This is a genomic window from Halomonas sp. SpR1, assembly GCF_031010175.1.
Lineage (GTDB): Bacteria > Pseudomonadota > Gammaproteobacteria > Pseudomonadales > Halomonadaceae > Vreelandella.
This window is the reverse complement of record NZ_JAUAMB010000026.1, coordinates 54,195-73,950: the sequence shown is the minus strand read 5'-3', so window position 1 is coordinate 73,950 and position 19,756 is coordinate 54,195. Positions and strand designations below refer to the sequence as shown.

The 19,756-nt window shown below is 55.5% G+C and carries 10 protein-coding genes; all 10 read right to left on the bottom strand.

What is annotated here, in order from left to right; translation table 11 throughout:
• On the bottom strand, nt 1–5,935 hold a 5,935-nt coding region (locus QT231_RS16935), incomplete at its 3' end, for an Ig-like domain-containing protein (protein WP_308338011.1).
• A gap of 251 nt (nt 5,936–6,186) precedes the next feature.
• Nucleotides 6,187–8,034, bottom strand: coding sequence for an ABC transporter ATP-binding protein (locus QT231_RS16930; protein ID WP_308338010.1), 1,848 nt, complete (start codon nt 8,032–8,034; stop codon nt 6,187–6,189).
• Entirely contained in the window at nt 8,031–9,056 is a 1,026-nt protein-coding gene (locus tag QT231_RS16925; RefSeq protein WP_308338009.1) for a hypothetical protein, read from the bottom strand. The genes QT231_RS16930 and QT231_RS16925 overlap by 4 nt, the downstream gene beginning before the upstream one ends.
• Nucleotides 9,053–12,106, bottom strand: coding sequence for a Mur ligase family protein (locus QT231_RS16920; protein WP_308338008.1), 3,054 nt, complete (start codon nt 12,104–12,106; stop codon nt 9,053–9,055). The genes QT231_RS16925 and QT231_RS16920 overlap by 4 nt, the downstream gene beginning before the upstream one ends.
• Before the next feature lie 221 nt (nt 12,107–12,327).
• Entirely contained in the window at nt 12,328–12,960 is a 633-nt protein-coding gene (locus QT231_RS16915) for a response regulator transcription factor (RefSeq protein WP_308338007.1), read from the bottom strand.
• On the bottom strand, nt 12,960–14,390 hold the full coding sequence (locus QT231_RS16910; RefSeq protein ID WP_308338006.1) for an HlyD family type I secretion periplasmic adaptor subunit: 1,431 nt from the start codon (nt 14,388–14,390) through the stop codon (nt 12,960–12,962). The genes QT231_RS16915 and QT231_RS16910 overlap by 1 nt, the downstream gene beginning before the upstream one ends.
• On the bottom strand, nt 14,390–16,567 hold the full coding sequence (locus QT231_RS16905; RefSeq protein ID WP_308338005.1) for a type I secretion system permease/ATPase: 2,178 nt from the start codon (nt 16,565–16,567) through the stop codon (nt 14,390–14,392). The genes QT231_RS16910 and QT231_RS16905 overlap by 1 nt, the downstream gene beginning before the upstream one ends.
• 124 nt (nt 16,568–16,691) lie before the next feature.
• Nucleotides 16,692–18,275: a TolC family outer membrane protein gene (locus QT231_RS16900; RefSeq protein ID WP_308338004.1), complete on the bottom strand. Its 1,584-nt coding sequence runs from the start codon at nt 18,273–18,275 to the stop codon at nt 16,692–16,694.
• A gap of 284 nt (nt 18,276–18,559) precedes the next feature.
• Complete coding sequence (locus QT231_RS16895; RefSeq protein WP_308338003.1) at nt 18,560–19,438, bottom strand: DMT family transporter; 879 nt, start codon at nt 19,436–19,438, stop codon at nt 18,560–18,562.
• Nucleotides 19,435–19,704 carry a SelT/SelW/SelH family protein gene (locus QT231_RS16890; RefSeq protein ID WP_308338002.1) on the bottom strand — a complete coding sequence of 90 codons (270 nt, stop codon included), beginning with the start codon at nt 19,702–19,704 and terminating at the stop codon, nt 19,435–19,437. The genes QT231_RS16895 and QT231_RS16890 overlap by 4 nt, the downstream gene beginning before the upstream one ends.
• Nucleotides 19,705–19,756: the final 52 nt, after the last annotated feature.

Below are 19,756 nucleotides of genomic sequence, written 5' to 3'. Positions count from 1 at the left end.
CATAGTCACGGGCGGCGTTGGCGCTGTAGGCGTTGCCCGCAGCGTCTTCGCCGGTCACTTCAGCGGCCACACTGTCGTTGTCGGCCAGTACGCTGCCTGGGACGTCGATGGCATAAGTGAGGTCTTCACCCACAGTGCCGGTGAAGGTCTCGCTGCCCACGGTCAGGGTGACGGTGTCGCCTGCTTTGGCGTCGCCGCCCACGCTACCGGTCACGCTGATGGCCTGGGTGGCTTCTTCGCCGTTGATCACGTCGTCGCCGGCAATGGTGTCGATGCTGATCGTGGCACTGGCGTCGGTGTCGACGCCGTAGTCACGGGCGGCGTCGGCGCTGTAAGCGTTGCCCGCGTCGTCGCTACCAGTGACTTCAGCGGTCACGCTGTCGTTCTCGGCCAGCACGCTGCCCGGGACGTCGATGGCATACGTGAGGTCTTCGCCCACGGTGCCTTCGTAGCTGTTGTCACCCACGGTCAGGGTGACGGTGTCGCCCGCTTTGGCGTCGCCGCCCACGCTGCCGGTCACGCTGAGGGTCTGGGTGGCTTCTTCGCCGTTGATCACGTCGTCGCCGGCAATGGTGTCGATGCTGATCGTGGCACTGGCGTCGGTGTCGACGCCGTAGTCACGCGCAGCATCGGCGCTGTAGGCGTTGCCCGCGGCATCGCTGCCGCTCACTTCAGCGGTCACGCTGTCGTTCTCGGCCAGTACGCTGCCTGGGACATCGATGGCGTAGGTCAGGTCTGCCGCTACCTGGCCGCTGAAGCTCTCGTCGCCCACGGTCAGGGTGACGGTGTCGCCCGCTTTGGCGTCGCCGCCCACACTGCCGGTCACGCTGATGGTCTGGGTGGCTTCTTCGCCGTTGATTACATCGTCGCCAGCGATGGTGTCGATGCTGATCGTGGCGCTGGCGTCGGTGTCGACGCCATAGTCACGGGCGGCGTCGGCGCTGTAGGCGTTGCCCGCGTCGTCGCTACCGGTGACTTCAGCATTGATGGTGTCGTTGTCGGCCAGGAGGGATCCGGGGACGTCGATGGCGTAGGTCAGGTCTGCCGCTACCTGGCCGCTGAAGCTTTCGTCACCCACGGTCAGGGTGACGGTGTCACCCGCTTTGGCGTCGCCGCCCACGCTACCGGTGACGCTGATGGTCTGGGTGGCTTCTTCGCCGTTGATCACGTCGTCGCCGGCGATGGTGTCGATGCTGATCGTGGCGCTGGCGTCGGTGTCCACGCCATAGTCACGGGCGGCGTTGGCGCTGTAGGCGTTGCCCGCAGCGTCTTCGCCGGTCACTTCAGCGGCCACACTGTCGTTGTCGGCCAGTACGCTGCCTGGGACGTCGATGGCATAAGTGAGGTCTTCGCCCACGGTGCCTTCGTAGCTGTTGTCACCCACGGTCAGAGTGACGGTGTCGCCCGCTTTGGCGTCGCCGCCCACGCTGCCGGTGACGCTGAGGGTCTGGGTGGCTTCTTCGCCGTTGATTGCGTCGTCGCCAGCGATGGTGTCGATGCTGATCGTGGCGCTGGCGTCGGTGTCGACACCATAATCACGGGCGGCATCGGCGCTGTAGGCGTTGCCTGCGGCGTCTTCGCCGGTCACTTCGGCGCTCACGCTGTCGTTGTCGGCCAGGAGGGATCCGGGGACATCGATGGCGTAGGTCAGGTCTGCCGCTACCTGGCCGCTGAAGCTTTCGTCACCCACGGTCAGGGTGACGGTGTCACCCGCTTTGGCGTCGCCGCCCACGCTGCCGGTGACGCTGATAGTTTGGGTGGCTTCTTCGCCGTTGATCACGTCGTCGCCGGCAATGGTGTCGATGCTGATCGTGGCGCTGGCGTCGGTGTCGACGCCGTAGTCACGGGCGGCGTCGGCGCTGTAGGCGTTGCCCGCAGCGTCTTCGCCGGTCACTTCGGCGCTCACGCTGTCGTTCTCGGCCAGTACGCTGCCTGGGACATCGATGGCGTAGGTCAGGTCTGCCGCTACCTGGCCGCTGAAGCTCTCGTCACCTACGGTCAGGGTGACGGTGTCGCCCGCTTTGGCGTCGCCGCCCACGCTGCCGGTCACGCTGATGGTCTGGGTGGCTTCTTCGCCGTTGATCACGTCGTCGCCGGCAATGGTGTCGATGCTGATCGTGGCACTGGCGTCGGTGTCGACACCGTAGTCACGGGCGGCGTCGGCGCTGTAGGCGTTGCCTGCAGCATCGCTGCCAGTCACTTCGGCACTCACGCTGTCGTTGTCGGCCAGGAGGGGTCCGGGGACGTCGATGGCGTAGGTCAGGTCTGCCGCTACCTGGCCGCTGAAGCTTTCGTCGCCCACGGTCAGGGTGACGGTGTCACCCGCTTTGGCGTCGCCGCCCACACTGCCGGTGACGCTGATAGTTTGGGTGGCTTCTTCGCCGTTGATTACGTCGTCGCCAGCAATGGTGTCGATGCTGATCGTGGCCGCGGCGTCCAGGTTGACCGTGATGTCACGTATTTCGGTCGCAGTCTGGCTGTTACCCGCCGCGTCGGTGGCGATCACGCTCGCTTCCACACTGTTATCGGCGATCAGGTCGGCGGTAGCCACGGTAGTGCTGTAGCTCAGGTTGCCCGCACCGTCGTCGACCACGTTAGTAGTGTAGCTGTTGCCATTGACGCTGAGCGTGACTTGGTCACCCGCTACCACGTCACCGCTCACCGTGCCGCTAACAGCTGTGAAGTTCTGCTCAGCCTCGGCGGCGTTGATCACATCGTCACCGGCAATGGTGTCGATGGTGATGCCCGCGGCGATCTCGGTATTGACTGTGATCTCACGTGTTTCGGTCGCAGTCTGTCTGTTGCCCGCCGCGTCGGTGGCAGTCACGCTCGCTTCCACACTGTTGTCGGCGATCAGGTCGGCGGTAGCCACGGTAGTGCTGTAGCCCAGGTTACCCGCACCGTCGTCGACCACGTTAGTGGTGTAGCTGTTGCCATTGACGCTCAGCGTGACTTGGTCACCCGCTACCACGCTACCGCTCACCGTGCCGGTGATGGTGGTGTTGGTTTCAGCAGCTTCGTCGGCGTTGAGCACGTCGTCACCGGCAATCATGTCGATGGTGATGCCCGCAGCGATCTCGGTGTCGGCCGTGATGTCACGCGTGGCGGTGGCAGTCTCGCTGTTACCCGCCGCGTCGGTGGCAGTCACGCTCGCTTCCACGCTGTTGTCGGCGATCAGGTCTGCCGTGAGCACGTCGATGCTGTAGCCCAGGTTGCCTGCGCCGTCGTCCACGACGTCGCCGGTGTAGTCGGTGCCGTTGACGCTGAGGGTGACTTGGTCACCTGCCACCACGTCTCCGCTCACCGTGCCGGTGATGGTGGTGTTGGTTTCAGCGGCTTCTTCACCGTTGATCACATCGTCACCGGCGATGGTGTCGATGGTGATTCCCGCGGCTATCTCGGTGTCGACTGCGACGTCACGTGTTTCGGTCGCGGTCTGGCTGTTACCCACCGCGTCGGTAGCGGTCACGCTGGCTTCCACACGCTTGTCGGCGATCAGGTCTGCAGTTGCCACAGCAGTGCTATAGCTCAGGCTGCCTGCTCCATCGTCGACCACACTGGTGGTGTATCTGTTGCCATTCACGCTCAGCGTGACTTGGTCACCCGCCACCACGTCTCCGCCCACCGTACCGCTGATAGCGGTGAAGTTCTGCTCAGCCTCATCGGCATTGATCACGTCGTCATCAGCAATGGTGTCGATAGTGATGGTGGCTTCTAAATCGGCGTCGGCGTCGGCGTCGGCGTCGGCGTCGGCGTCTGCATCAGCGTCCGCATCTGCATCGGCGTCCGAATCAGCATCAGCGTCGGCATCGGCGTCCGCATCAGCGTCGGCGTCGGCGTCCGCATCAGCATCGGCATCGGCATCGGCATCAGCGTCCGCGTCCGCGTCCGAATCAGCGTCAGCGTCCGCATCAGCGTCCGCATCAGCATCGGCATCGGCGTCCGCATCAGCATCGGCATCGGCGTCTGCATCCGCATCCGCATCGGCATCCGCGTCTGCATCCGCATCGGCGTCGGCGTCGGCGTCCGCATCAGCGTCGGCGTCGGCGTCGGCGTCGGCGTCCGCATCAGCATCGGCATCGGCATCGGCATCAGCGTCCGCGTCCGAATCAGCGTCAGCGTCAGCGTCCGCATCTGCATCCGCGTCCGCATCAGCATCGGCATCGGCGTCTGCATCCGCATCCGCATCGGCATCCGTGTCTGCATCCGCATCGGCGTCGGCGTCGGCGTCGGCGTCCGAATCAGCGTCGGCGTCGGCGTCGGCGTCCGCATCTGCATCCGCGTCTGCGTCTGCATCGGCATCTGCGTCGGCATCCGCATCGGCATCCGCGTCGGCATCCGCATCGGCATCCGCGTCTGCATCCGCATCGGCATCCGCGTCTGCATCTGCGTCGGCATCGGCGTCGGCGTCGGCGTCCGAATCAGCATCAGCGTCGGCATCGGCGTCCGCATCTGCATCAGCGTCTGCATCCGCATCTGCATCGGCGTCGGCGTCGGCGTCCGAATCAGCATCAGCGTCGGCATCGGCGTCCGCATCTGCATCAGCGTCGGCGTCGGCGTCCGCATCAGCATCAGCATCAGCGTCCGAATCAGCGTCGGCGTCCGCATCTGCATCTGCGTCCGCATCAGCATCGGCGTCTGCATCCGCATCCGCATCCGCATCAGCATCAGCATCAGCATCAGCATCGGCATCTGCGTCAGCATCGGCATCTGCGTCAGCGTCAGCATCTGCATCTGCATCTGCATCTGCGTCAGAATCGGCATCTGCGTCCGCATCAGCGTCGGCGTCGGCGTCGGCGTCCGAATCAGCATCAGCGTCGGCATCGGCATCTGCATCAGCGTCGGCATCGGCATCGGCATCAGCGTCCGCGTCCGCGTCCGCGTCCGAATCAGCGTCGGCGTCGGCGTCGGCGTCGGCGTCGGCGTCGGCGTCCGCATCAGCATCTGCGTCGGCGTCTGCATCAGCATCTGCGTCGGCATCTGCATCCGCGTCTGCATCGGCGTCCGAATCAGCGTCGGCGTCGGCGTCGGCGTCGGCGTCGGCGTCGGCGTCCGAATCAGCATCAGCATCAGCATCGGCATCCGCATCAGCGTCGGCGTCGGCGTCCGCATCTGCGTCCGCATCTGCGTCCGCATCTGCATCAGCGTCGGCATCCGCATCTGCATCTGCATCCGCGTCCGCATCTGCATCAGCGTCGGCGTCCGAATCAGCATCAGCATCTGCATCAGCGTCCGCATCTGCATCAGCATCTGCATCAGCATCTGCATCTGCGTCGGCATCTGCATCTGCATCAGCGTCGGCATCCGCGTCTGCATCGGCATCAGCGTCCGCATCAGCATCTGCGTCGGCATCTGCGTCGGCATCTGCATCTGCATCTGCGTCCGCATCAGCGTCGGCGTCCGAATCAGCATCAGCATCGGCATCAGCGTCCGCATCGGTATCATCTAGTTCATTTGAAACAGCCGCCGCACCATCATCAAACTCAACAAACTCAGCGCCCTCTAGGCCGCCTTCAGTCTCGAAACTTAGCGGGTCGGTTTCTTCAGCAATACGTGCAACGCGAACGAAGTCGCTACCGCCGCCACCGCCGCCGGCGCCACCACCGGCAGCAGTCGCGTCAAGAAGGTCGAGGAGATCACCCTCTTCGTCGTCAAGAGCGGCAAGTAGGGCTTCAAGGTCGTCGTCTTGGGCACTGGCATCGGTGGCGACAATCGCGTCAATATCAAGTTCGGAAGTAACAGCAACTTCTTGGCCACCCTCGACAACGTTAGCGCCTGTTCCGTCGGCAAAGTCTAGCTCAACACGACCGTCCGCAGATGTGATGAGCGTTTCGCCCACCTGAAGAACGTCGCCAATGCGCAATTCGCGCAGGTTGCCGTCTTCGCCACGTGCCCAAGCCTGACCTGAAATCGCGATAACTGTTGCCGTTGCCATATGCTGTTCTCCGCCCACCATTTAATAAAAGGGTCGCCGCTTTTTATTGAAGCCTAATGAAAATGGCTATTTACGGCATTCTGAAGCAAGCCTAGCCTTGATCAAGACAGTTTCATATTGTACCGGTGGACAATACGGGCAAAGTGGCAGGAAAAAGAATGCAAGTGACGTTCAGGGCTGTCTTGGCAGGCAAGGGGTTGTGTGCGGGGTAGCTGTTCAATAAAACCGATACAGGCGTTTATGAGTAGTAGCTACTTTTTCTCCGAGCTCAAAATACGATGCAAGCCTGCAACATCATCTTGGTCAGCAAAAAAAGAATGACGATGTTCTATTGCACCATAAGCCTTTATAAGGCCAGCCATCATATTAAGCGCTCCAGAATCATTATTAGCCTGACAACGCTGACAAAACTCGTGCGCACGCGCAGCCAACGCAACGTAATCTGCGGCAATGGCGGGGGTATCAAATTTAGACCAGGTTAGCTGGACACGCGAGGCTTCCCACTGACTTTCCATAACTTCAAACACTTCGGCATGCAGTTTTGCTGATAACGGCCAGTAAGCTCCCATCGTGTCATATACCCAGCCCTGCCAGTCCATGAGCAGCATGTGGCTGTCTATATTCGCCATGCGTGCACTACTCGGGTTTTGCACCGTCAGGCATTTGGGGATTCTTTCCACCGCAGCCACCATTAGTGGCCATAAATGCATAAAATTCGCAACTTGAACGCTTTCTTCATCCACGTGCGTCAAATACGCAAAATGCGAAGCCTTTATTTTCTTCATGCGCTCGGGTAAAGAGTCGAAAGTTGCTGTGTATTGCGCAATCAGCCGATCAGCTAATGGAACATGAAACAGACATTGACGCAGCTCATTCATCCAAGGTTTACGTTCTTCCGAGTTTTTCCATTGAGGAAGTTTGTCGCCCACCTCCAACAATACAAAAGAGCACCAAGGCAAGCAGCTACTTTCCAGTAAAACGGGCACTGTGGGAATGGTGCCATAGCAATAGCCGCTTACTTCTTTTAGAAGCGCAGCTTCATGAAGTGCTTCATTCTCCCGAGCAGGCGCATAACATTTGAGCAATACATAGCGTAAGGCGCCGCTACCATCCGTATCACGCACCAATACTTGCGCTATCGCCCGCCCATGCAGCAGACGACACTGTAAAATATCAAGATCGCCGTTACAGTGCTGACGCTCAGCCAGCCAGGGTAATAGCCACTGCTTAAGGTTTTTTTGTTCAAAACGTTGAACAAAATCAGTAATTGAAAACAGCGAGACCTGCTGAGAGCGTGGCAAAAGCAGCATATTAATCTGCTGAAAATACTTGATAATACTCAAGAAACTCACCAGCCCATTAATACTTGCCGCCATTAGTTGGCGCATACTCAGCAACAGTATAAATAGCGTCAGGAGTGGCCGCATAGTGCCATTTAGGTAATCCAAAACTATGATCAGAAACCCCAGTACAAAACTGACATTGATCACGGTAAGCACGTTGCCCTGTAGCGTACCTTGGATTTTCTGCACCCTTTCAAAACGGTAGTAAAAGCAAACTACTATTACCAACCCAAGCACACATACCACTGCCAATAGCGCTAACAGGGGATGCAAAAGTGCGATCAGCAGACAAAATAGCAGTGCAATAACCGTTGATGATATGGCGCCTATCACAACACCCAGTACACGTTTGCCAAGTAAGCGGTGGTTAGCAACCAGTCGCGTTTTATTTAAGTGACGCAGTATCTTTACCGAAAGACTCGCGACGGCTTTTTTAACCAGCCATTGGAGAAGGGCATAGGAGCAAAAACAGGCTACTGCCAATGCTATCAGCACCGCTATTTTGCCGCTGCTAGTGCCTGCCCCGGGAACCCAGCCATCGATGCGGCTATGGCCGGTTATCAGCACTTGAAGTAGTTGCCAGGGGAGCACTAGGCTTGCCAATAGCATTACTTGGCTGGCGATTTGCATCAACAGGATAGCGACCACGCGCCAGCGAAATGGCCACAGCACCGCGCGCGCCAGCGCAACCATTAAGTCGCGGACTTGATCACTATGGATCTCACCCATCTCACTGCGTGCTGCTAGGTTGCTCATCGCTCAGCCATTGGCTCTATAAGTTGCATAAATACACGTAACTCGTCCGGTTGATTTGCTATCGGCATATAGGTTGAAACGGCATGGTGCACTGCGGATAAAATGACCTCGTTATGGCGCAAACTGCGCTGCTCTGCTTCTGCCCAGCCATACACAGGCCATTGCTCTTGTTGAGACAACGCTGCCCCGGCCTCATCCAGGGAAGCGAAAAGTAGCGGCAGGAATGTGCCCCCATAGAGTTCGGTCGCTGCCACTACTTGGCTGCCATCGTAATAACGTTTATCACGAAGCACGTCGGGGATGGGTTTAGTTACTTGGGTATCAAGCAGATAAAACAATCGCTGCCAAAATGGCGCTGCGCCATAGCTCTCTTGCAACACCCTCTCAAGTGCCTCGACACTCGCAGGTAAGGGAGGCCCCTCTTGTACATTTCCTCTCAGTAGCGATTCCGACCAGCGAGCCAATCCTTCATGCACCCAACCTTGCTTAAACATCATGTGCGCGTTTTGGTATAGATGAAATAGCTCATGCGCAGGGGTTAGGTTTTGTGCTGCATCCACTTGCCCACCCAATGCCATGCGAATATGACAACCTGGCGAGGCAGCGCTGCGTACAACTTCGTCATAAGCCTGCCCGCCACGTGTTTGATCCGCACGTAAAATCACTATAATGAAGCCCGCACGCTGATAGCGTGGCATATGCAAGGGTGGCGTGAGCCCCAATACTTCGCTATAAAGTGCATCGGCAGCCGCCAACTGAATTTCCAGATCATCAAGCCGCGTAGAGGGTAGTTCCGAACGCGGGTCAAAGCTCTCGACAAAGAAGTGTATGGCATCACCGCCCTTCTCAGGATTCGGCTCATTTTCTAACTGCTCAAGCAATCTATCACGCTGTAGGTAATAGCATTCGCCGACTTCGGACTGCGGATCAGCGGCATCAGGTGTTAGCAACGCCACGCAAAACAGGAGCAGAGCACCCCACCCACACCGAGCTATCGAGACGTAGTTACAGATAGCCGTCATGATGAAAAAAGCGTGTGCAGCCCAATGCCATGGGAAGCCTTAACAAGCACACAATCTTGAGGTTTTAAGTGTCCAGGTAAAGCTGTTTCTAGTGCTTTGACATCCGCAAAGTGAAACACGCCGGCGGCCTCCCCTCCCAGTAATGGGGCTAAGGCTTGGCAATTTTGCCCACATAGCAGTATCTGCCTAACCGGTAGCGCGGTAAGTATGGGAACAAGTTCCAGGTGCAGAGCCTCTGCCTCTGAGCCAAGCTCCAGCATATCACCGAGAATTAATAACTTTTGGTTAGCTTGTACGGATAGCGCGGAGAAAGCCTCCAGCGCCATGCGCATCGATAGAGGATTGGCATTATAAGCTTCATCGTACACAGTGATCGCCGCTCCGTGGTAATCAATGGCTCTCACCTCGCCTCTGCCGGCCACCGCCTGAAAAGACGCTAGGCGGGATATTATGATGTCTAGAGGAAGGTTATCGTGCCTAGCCACTGCCAGCACCGCCATGGCATTGAGCAGCATATGACGCCCAATGGCGCTCATGCAGAGCTCATACGAAGTGCCATCGAGCGTAATGCGCCCGCGGTTGCCTGCAAACTCAAGCATGCGTATGTCAGCGTCAACATGTTCGCCAAAACTGACTACTTTTAGGTGGTAGCTCCTTGCCTGCTCCGCAAGATACGTATAGTGCGGCATATCACGATAGAGAATGGCGACGCCATTGGGTGGCATACTCTGAAAAATAAGCGCTTTCTTACGGGCAATTTCATCCAACGAGTGGTGATAGGCTAGATGCGAAGCAGCGATATTGGTAATAATAGCGAGATCAGGGCGAGCAAGATCCGTATTGTGAGCCATGGAACCGATGGCCATTTCAACCACCCAGTACGGTGCCTCTTGCGGCATAGAAGCAATGTTCCAGGCAATGCCAATAGGAAGATTGGCACTACCTTGCGTTTGCCCTACTGCGCCGGAGTAGCTCAGCGCATGGGCTAGCATCGCCACTGCCGTTGTTTTGCCTGCGCTTCCAGTAATACCAACGACGCGACCAGCATAACAGCGCCGTTGCCACTGGCCGATGGCCAATGTCGCTGTGCGCACATCGTGCACTTTTAACACAGGGACGCCGATATCACGATACGCCTCGCCATCATCGCAAAGCACTGCAGAAGCACCTTTAGTGACCAGTGACTTCACAGCCGCAAACGGCAAAAAACCTTTCTCCATTTCCTTGCCCCGAGCGACAACTACCTGCCCAGGTTGAAAGGATTTTGGCCAACAGCATACCCCTCTCGCCAGCCACTTATCCGGTGGTACTGATACCCATGTTCCCTCAGTTGCCGAAGCCATAGCCTCAGCATCAAGCCTATTCACTAGCGGGGGCTTGATGCTGGCATATTCGCCTTTGCGAAGCATCTGCTGATAAGCCACCAACCCCGAAAGATAGTGTTCTACATCGTCAATTCTTACGCGAAAGCTGTGGTGGCGAATAAAGAAACCATCCACGATAGTAGCGGGTGCCTTAAAGTACATCGCTACTTCCGGCCAGAAGAAACCATTCAGAAGATAGTTCGCTCGGGTATGCAGAGCCCGGTAAAACGCATTGACATCAAACCCATTCAGCACATCGATTAGATCAGGCCGTGTCTCCAGCTTGAGCAGCGTCTTGTGAAACGCCATTGCCAGCTCAAGCAGCGTGGGAAAAGTGGTGATCCGCTCGCGAATAAAATCGACATAGCCCACGATATTGCGCACTGCGAACGCAAAATATTGGCGCTCTGGACGATGTGTCACCAACTCATTTGAGCAATAAGCAAGCCAATGGTCATGCGCCTTTTCGTGCCCATTGGCGATAAAGTAGTCAAACGCTTTGACCACGCAATCCAGCCAGCGACTATTGCGGGTATGGTCGTAAAGCCGCATCAGAGCAAAGGCAGCTTCACCATCGTAATAAATTATTCGTGTCTTTTCCTTGACCGATAAATCTGCAGCGTTGAGTACATGCACAAAGCTACCATCGGCTTCCTGCATTCGCACAATCCCTAGCGCCAACGCATCTGCCAGATCAGCATAACAACCATCTCCCGTGACCTGGTGATACTTTACCAACGCCAGAATAGCGACCGCATTGGCTCCCAGCTTGATGATATTGCCTGTATCCACCACATAGGCTGCCCCTTGGCGATGAATAATAAACTGGGAACACATGCCATTAAGCGCCCAAGATATCTGTTGGCGTATCCGTTTAAGCTGCTCATCACTTAAAAGCCGTTGATCTGCGCAGACCTCATATCCCTCTAATAAAGCATAAGTGCTGCTGGCATGTCGTAGAACATTGTAAGTGTTAATGCGGCGGTCAAAGCAGGGGAAATAGCCATACACATAGTGGCCATCTTGGCACACTTGCATACCCAGAAAACGAGTGGAACGAGCGATCAACTCCCCGGTAGATTCTGCGGTCAAAGGAGGCGTCTTTCGCCGCCCCCAGCGCCTCGGCTGGGTATCCAGAGCATGTACACTTGGCGTTTCACCGCTAACATCTATGAACACGCCAGTTGTGGAGAAGCTCCACACCGGCATATTATCGGCAAAATCCGGCATTTGGCTGGAACCATGACGTGCTTTTATAAAACGCTCAAGATTAGCCTGGTTAACTTCAGCGTGCGCAACCCGATTGCCTGCGTACAAACAGGCATTGGCGTTGAGTTCCATCTCTGTCAGCAAGAGTCGAGGAAATTTCTTACCCACAAACGCTAAGCCGCTACGACAATAGTTACGCTTGCAGCGCTTAATCTCCTGTTTCAGCGCCTGCCACTGCCACTGTCGTACGGCAAAAGGCCATTCCAACCGACACCACACCAAAGGGTGGGAAAACTTTCGCTCCAGTCGTGTCAATGCTTGCTTAAAAGTGGGTAATAACGCCGTCCAGTTGCCTGCCTGCAAACTGGCCAAATCAAGGTGCACGGACGTGACTTGGGCATGCTCATAGCCATCGCTTACTGAAATCAGCATCACCTGTGTAAATTCAGCCAGCCGTGCGTGTTTGTTCAACCACATAGGCATCACCGTATCGCCCATGCTCTCCAACGCACACGAAACTTCAGCCGTTCGGGCAGAATGCTCAGCGCTCGACCTACTTGATGGAAGCGAGCAATGCAGTGAAGAATCTTTAATACCCGGCATTGAGTTGCTCAATAATGGAGGCTAATGTGAGGGTCAAAAATATAACGAAGAAGCGCCGCAACATACCCAGGCTTACTCGCGCTAAGTTATATAAATTAAAAGCGCTCTGGAACGCGTTCCACTATCGGCGCTAGCTTTAGAATAAGCTGTAAGCGATCTCGAACAGCCAGCTTCTTGAAAATAGCGCTAAGATGCGCTTTTACTGTACGCTCGGTAATATCAAGTTGGCGCGCAACTTCTTTATTTGTCGCACCGCGCACCACAGCAAGTGCCACGCCCCGCTCACGGTCGGTTAGGCTCCCAAGCTCCGCTGTATTGAAAGCTCCGCCACCTTCAGCCCGCTGTTGAAGCGCTTTAAAGGTGCCTCCTAACACTTTAGCCAGCAACTCTTGACCAACCCACACGCCTTGGTTAGTCACCACCAATGCCACCTGCTTAAGCACCTCCGGTGCAGCAAGGGTGTGAACATATCCTCGCGCCCCCAGATCCAGTGACCTCAATGCTTCACGGTCATCCGGCGAATAACTAAGCACAACGACAATAGCCCCTTTAGCAGTTACAGCACCAATGAGCTCTGACCACCCATCAACCGTCGTAGACAGCCACACCACATCATTAGGCTGTGCTTTACCAATAAAAACATCAGGTTTGGAGGCTACCATTTCGGGAAACGCATTTTTCCAACGCGCTTTTAAGCTTCCGTCCGTTGTTATAAACCAATGCTTCATCAGCGCTCCCCCATGGAATCACGCCATGCTCTTAAGACAGGCTTCAGCATAAACTGCATCACTGTGCGCTTACCCGTTACTATATCCACCTGCGCCGTCATGCCAGGGATTACTTGTAATCTATCGGCGACATTTTCGTTTTCTAAACTGCGCACCCGCACTTGATAGAAGGTATTACCTTCATCATCAGTAATGGTATCGGCACTAATACGTTCGAGCTCGGCCTGTAAGCCACCATAAATGGCATAGTCGTAAGCCGTGAGTTTGATAGTCGCAGGCTGCCCTGGGTGCAAAAAGGCGATATCTTGCGGGGCGATGCGTGCCTCAACCAGCAACTGGTCGTCAGTAGGCACAATCTCAACAACCTCTTGCCCGGGCTGAGCAACACCGCCGATGGTGTTGATGTGGATACGTTGAACAATGCCGTCAACCGGCGAGCGAATTTCGGTCAATCGAACGCGATCCTGCAACCCAGTTCCCGATTGTTGTAATGCATTCAAGTCGCCCAGCGTTTGAGCCAGATCATTCCGCCACTCACTCCGCCGCTCCGCGCCCAGCTCCAGCAACTGCCCCTCGGCCTCTTCTACCGCAGCTTCTAATCGTGAAACGGCAGCATCCGCCTGATTACGCTCCCCGGTGGCGCTGGACACATCCCTCTGCAAGCGCAGCACTTCTACTTCAGAGACGGCCCCCGAAGCCAACAATGGGCGCGTCAAGTTAAGCTCCTGGCTGGCCATATTGACCTCACGTTGAGCTGTATCACGGCGAGCTTGTGCCTCTCGCAGCTCTTCCCGACGCTGACGAATACGGTCATTAAGGACGTTTTCCTGTTCCCGTAACTCTTCGCGGCGGCTCTCATAAACCTCGCGCTCCTGGGCCACAATATCCGGGACTTCCTGACGCAGCTCTTCAGAAGGCTCAAACGCGGTGCCCGTAGCTAGCGCCCGTAGCCTTTCGGCACGCGCTTGAAGCGCATAACGCTGAGCGCGGTTTTCGCGAAAATCAGATACAAAACGGGTGGGGTCGATTTGCATCAGCACTTCTCCTGCTTCAACAATCTGCCCTTCGCGAATAAAGATTTGTTCAATAACACCACCGTCAAACGACTGAATACGTTGCAACTGGCTGGCGGGTATCACACGCCCCGCTCCACGCGTCACTTCATCGATAGAGGCGAAGTAAGCCCACACTAAAAGCACCACAACAGTGATCAGTACGGTATAGAGAAATAGCCGGGCACGAATGGGCTCTTGCTGCATGCGCGCCCAATCGGTATCGCTCGCCCAATCACGGCTTAAGTGGGCGGAAGACACTCGCTTGGCAAACAACCGATCCATAAAAGGACGAAACGGTTTTTGGCCTTTTTCTGAGAAACGGCCAATGGCGTCAAAGCCTTTTTGCTCGGTCGTGGATGAGGGTTTACGCGCCATTACGATGCCCTCCCGATCTGGCCTTTACGCAAGGCCTCAACCACGGTGTCACGCGGGCCATCGGCCACGACCTTGCCACCATCCATAACAATAATTCGATCAACCAATGAGAGGAGCGAGGTGCGGTGCGTAACCACCAGAATCGTTTTTCCTGCAGCCACGTTTGTCAGGTTGGCTTTAAATGCCTCTTCGCTGGCGTTGTCCATAGAACTTGTCGGTTCATCCAACAGCAGAATAGGCGGATCCTGCACCAGCGCACGGGCTATAGCGACGGACTGTTTTTGTCCACCGGAAAGCGCTTGGCCGCGCTCACCAACTTGTAGATCAACGCCATGGGGGTGGCTATTGACAAGGGACTCCAACCCCGCCAATTCAATTGCACGCAGCAGCGCGTCGTCATCAACGCGATCGCTACCGCCACCCGCCACAATATTGTCCCGTAGTGACCCTGAGAACAGGCTAACGTCCTGGGGGACATAGCCAATATGGCGGCGCAGCTGCAGTGGATCTAACTGACGAATATCCACGTTATCAACCAGCACCGCTCCCGACGTTGGCTGATAAAACCCCAGCACCAATTTATTTAATGAAGATTTACCGCAACCAATGCGGCCAAGCAGGGCTACTTTTTCACCGGCTTTGATGGACACTGAGACGTCTTTCAGGGCTTCACGCTCTTCATTGGGGTAACGCAGGGTAATTTTCTCAAGGCGAATATTGCCAACGAAGCTCGGCTTTTCTACATAAGCTTTGCCCTCATGGCGCTCTACCTGTTTGTCCATTACCGCGTTGAGTGACTCGAGCGCCGTTGAGGATTGATGGTACTGCGCCAGCAGCGCCGCGGCCTGACTGATAGGTGCCATCGCCCGTGAAGAGAGCATATAAGCGGCAATCAACCCACCCTGGGTGAGGTTACCTTCGATAATTTGATAAACACCGACAATAATGACGCATACCGCTACACTGTGCTGCGCCCACTGAGCCACGTTGGAGACCGAAGTGCTGACCATCTTTAACTGCGCGCCGGTACGGGAAAGAAAGGCCGATGACTTTTCCCAGTGGCGCTGAATACGGCTCTCTGCCCGCAGCGCCTTAACATTTTCTAATTGGGAGATCGACTCCACCAACAGTGAGTTGCGCTGTGCACCGACTTCCCAGGTCGTTTGCGAAAGCTCATGAAGTTTACCCTGAGCAGCCAGGGCGTAAAGCAGTACAAATACGATGCCCACCAATACCGGCAGCACAAGCCAGGGGCTGATCAGCGCGATAATCGCCGCAAACATCAGCACAAACGGAAGGTCGACAATTCCCAAAATAGTCGCCGAACCAATAAAGGCGCGTACCGATTCAAAGGATTGAAGCGTCGAGGTAAACGACCCGGTTGATGCCGGGCGCTCTTCTAAACGGAGGCCCAATGCTTTGGCCATAATAGAGGAAGAGAGCTTCACGTCCGCCCGGCTAGCGGCCAAATCGACAAAGCTGCTGCGCATTAGCCTGAGCACTAAATCAAAGCACAGCACAATAAAGATGCCTATCGCGAGCACCCAGAGCGTTTCCGTTGCCTGATTGGGCACTACCCGGTCATAGACGTTAAGCACAAACAGCGGCATGGCGATGGCAAACACGTTAATGGCCACCGACCCGAGCACGATATCGCGATAGAGAGGTCTGTTTTCGCGAATAACGCCCCAAAACCAGTGCTGATCGCGGCGTTTCTTGATCCCAGGCTCAGAGGCATTATCGGCGAGAAACTTAGGGCGGATATAAATAGCTTCGCCGCTATAGCCCGCATACAGCTCTTCAAGAGGCAGTTCAACGTTTGATTCAGATAGTTCAGGAAAAATAACGTTTGCTTTTTGCTGCTTGAGATCAATCCCCAACAGCACACATGCCCTACCCGGTTCCAGCAACAGAATAGCGGGAAATAGTGCTGGGTTGAGCGCCGACAGTTTGCTTTTAACAATCCGCGCCGTCATTCCAGCACGGGAGGCGGCCCTACCGAACACGGAAGGCGTTAACTTCCCCTGCTCCAAGGGCAAGCCAGCTCTAAGAGCCTCTGATGACACCTCATGCTGATGAAATGAGGCAACCGCTTTCAAACATTCGAGTAACTCATCGCCTATTGGCTGCTCGCTAGCACCTGCAGCGCTCGGCCTTTCCAGCTTGGTTTGTGTCACAGAGACCTCATTCCCCTAATGCCTATTTAGGCATCTTTTTCCCCAATGATTAGCGAAAGCCGCTAACCCTTCGCCACCAAACGGCGAATAACTCTTTTTCTGTACAGCAAACCATTAAAACAGGTTAGCCGTTAGTAACCAACGCCTCCTCACGGCCCATTTGCAGATATTGGGAATTAATGACTGGCTGCTCATTGGCGGCATAAGACGAAGCTGGCATATCAGCGTGAGCGGGCAGTGAAGAAATTCCGCGGGTGAAGTCCTCTAAAGTAAAGCCGCGCGGCCCTTCGGTTCCGCAGGCCATCTCAGCGCTAAGCGTGGCGTCGTCGTAACCCAATTCATCTAGAGTGGGAATATCGTCACGCACTACTTCAAGGGTATGCATAAGTTGTCCCATTGCCGCTAACGTACGAGCTTGAGCCAAAGTTAAGTCAAACTCTGCGTTCGCATAGGCGCGGCTGGCCTCGAAGTACTCGTTCTCACTATCTAGCACGTCCAACAACGTACGTTGGCCAATATCAAACTGTTGCTGGTAAGCCCCTCGAACCCGGTTAATCGATTGGCGGTGCTCATTCAGGTAGTTCAATTGCTCTTTCAAGCGCTGGGTATCGTTGTAAGCAATTTGAGTGGTTTGACGTACGTTCGTACAGGCCGTCTCACGCTGATTCACCGCTTGTTCAATGCGCGTGCTCGCCGCATCAAACGCAGCACTATCAGAACCACCGCGATAAAGGTTCATACTGGCGACCAACTGAATACTGTGCTCATCGCTGCGGCCAGTTATCGAGTCGTCTTGATTATTGGTTCCCGTGCGTCCCTGTATATCCAGGCGAGGCATAAAGGCAGCCTTTGCAGCCCCTTGTTCGGCACGTTGTACAGCAATGTTCTCAATCGCCGCATGGAACTCGGGGTTCCCCTCGAACGCCATTTCAATGGCCTGGTTAACATCAGCAGGCAGCTCATCGGCCAAGCTAGGTACGGGCGACATATTCTGCGGGGGAAGCGCGCCGACGATACGCTGATAGCGAGCCGTTACATCGTGCAGGTTCGACGCCTCAGTCATCAGGTTGGATTCAGCTAACGCCAAACGGCCGCTGATTTGCTCCAGGTCAACGCCACGGCCCGCCCCGGAAAGCGCGCGCTCTTCAATTTGCGAAAACACCCGTTGGTGCTCGCGGTAGTTATCTTGGGCTAAACGCACCATCTCGCGGTAGCGAAGCACATCAAGATAGGTGCGAAAAGCCTCAAGGGTCACTTCTTCACTTGCACCCAGCAGCTCAAAATAGGCTATCAACCGTGTGCGATCCAAGCGCTCTACTTCACTGCGAGTGGCAAACCCATCAAACACCATTTGGGTGAGCGTAAGCTCAGCAAAGTCACTGCTGTAGCTTCCGCGCCCATCATTTTGCTGGTCTTGACGCCCCATACCCGCAGAGATATCAATCGAAGGTAAATAATTCCCCTTTGCGACTCTGACATCGCTGCCAGAAGCACTAAAGTTCGCCCAAGCAGCATTTACATCGGGATTAGAAATGATCGTTTGTTGAATAGTACTGGGAAGATCAGTGTTGCCAGGCGTGTAGAGGCTAGCGGGAAGAGACTGCGCCAATGCCGTAAGCGGGACACACGCCAACGTGGTCACTGTCAGCGGCTTAAAAACATGGTGACAGAAGATTTTTTTTAGTCTCGATACGGCATTCTTTTTCATCGTCAGCGTTCCCTATAGTTAGGCACTCAGTGCACACAGCTCATTATTCGTGCGACCCATTGAGCAATATTGCACGATTGCTTCAAGTATCAGCCCGCGAAATCTCATCGCTAAGAGAGCCTATGTCCCTACGAGCGCCCATTTTTTTGAAGTAAGCCAATGGTAGTTAATACTTAATCAGCTGAGCTTAGCCTAATTTAGTTAATTTCCTACTCATCCTGAGGACATAAAACCAAATGTCACAAAAAATTACAATAAGAACATCATTAAAACACAAAAAAAATTCAGGATCGTTCGTTTCTCTGGGTTTGCTGCAGCCCAAGCCCCAGCAGAATCAGCACTAGCCCAATCAACGTCGAAGACAAAATAGGCTCACCAACGACCAAGGAAAGTAACAGTAGTGAAACAGGTGGTGAGAGAAAAATCAGGTTGGAGACTTTGGCTGTGCGCGACACTTTATGTACCGCCAACTGCCAAAGAATAAACGCCACCCCCATCTCAAATAGCCCCACATACACACCGGCCCCCAAGGCTGGCCAGCCGTGCCATTGGAAACCAGGGCCGAGCAGCAATAACAGGGTCAGCACCGGAAGGCCTACGCTAAAATTTTGCCACTGGCCTACAAGGAGTGGACGACTATCCCGCGCGTTGAGCAGCCAATAAAGCGCCCACAGAAGCGTCGAAGCAAGCGCCAGCACGACCCCTAGCGGGTCAGCGAATGAGACATTAAAAACCGCGCCTCGAGTAGCGATTACCCATACGCCCGCGTAGGCGACGAGCCCTGCAGCGATATCCATTCGCGTCAAGCGCTGACCCAACAACGGCACCGCCAAAAATGCCATCGCCAAGGCCCAGGTGTAATTCAAAGCCATCGCTTCCTGCCCAGGGAGGCGGTCATAGGCGGCGAAGAGCACCAAATAATAGGCCACCGGGTTCATCAGACCCGCCCACGCAGCCGTTTTCCAACCGGTGCGTAACGCTATGGTGATATTGCCCTGCTTGATGACCAGCGCTCCCATTAAAGCCCAGGAAACGAGTGCTGCGAGCCACATCAGTTCAACAGGGCTCATCCAGGAGAGGGCTACTTTAAAAGCCGTCGCCACCGTCGACCATAATGCGACGGCTCCCAACCCAAACAGGATTGCTTGTCGATCCTGATTCATCGATCGATATGTCCTAAATCGCGATCTGGCTCCAACAGGTCGCGTACACGCTGTTTGAGAAGCTTGATGTCCGGGAAACCGCCATCACGCTTGCGCTCCCATAACAGCACCTCATCACACCAGATCTCGAACGTACCGCCATGGCACGGGGCCAGCGATACCTCGCTCAACCCTTCACCAAAGGTTGAGAGCAGTTCCTGTGCATACCAGCCACTACGCAGCAGCCATTGGCATTGAGTGCAATAACGGATTTGAATACGTGACATCCAGACCTCCGAGTCAAGTTAATATGGCATCCTAAGAAGGCATTCTGTCATT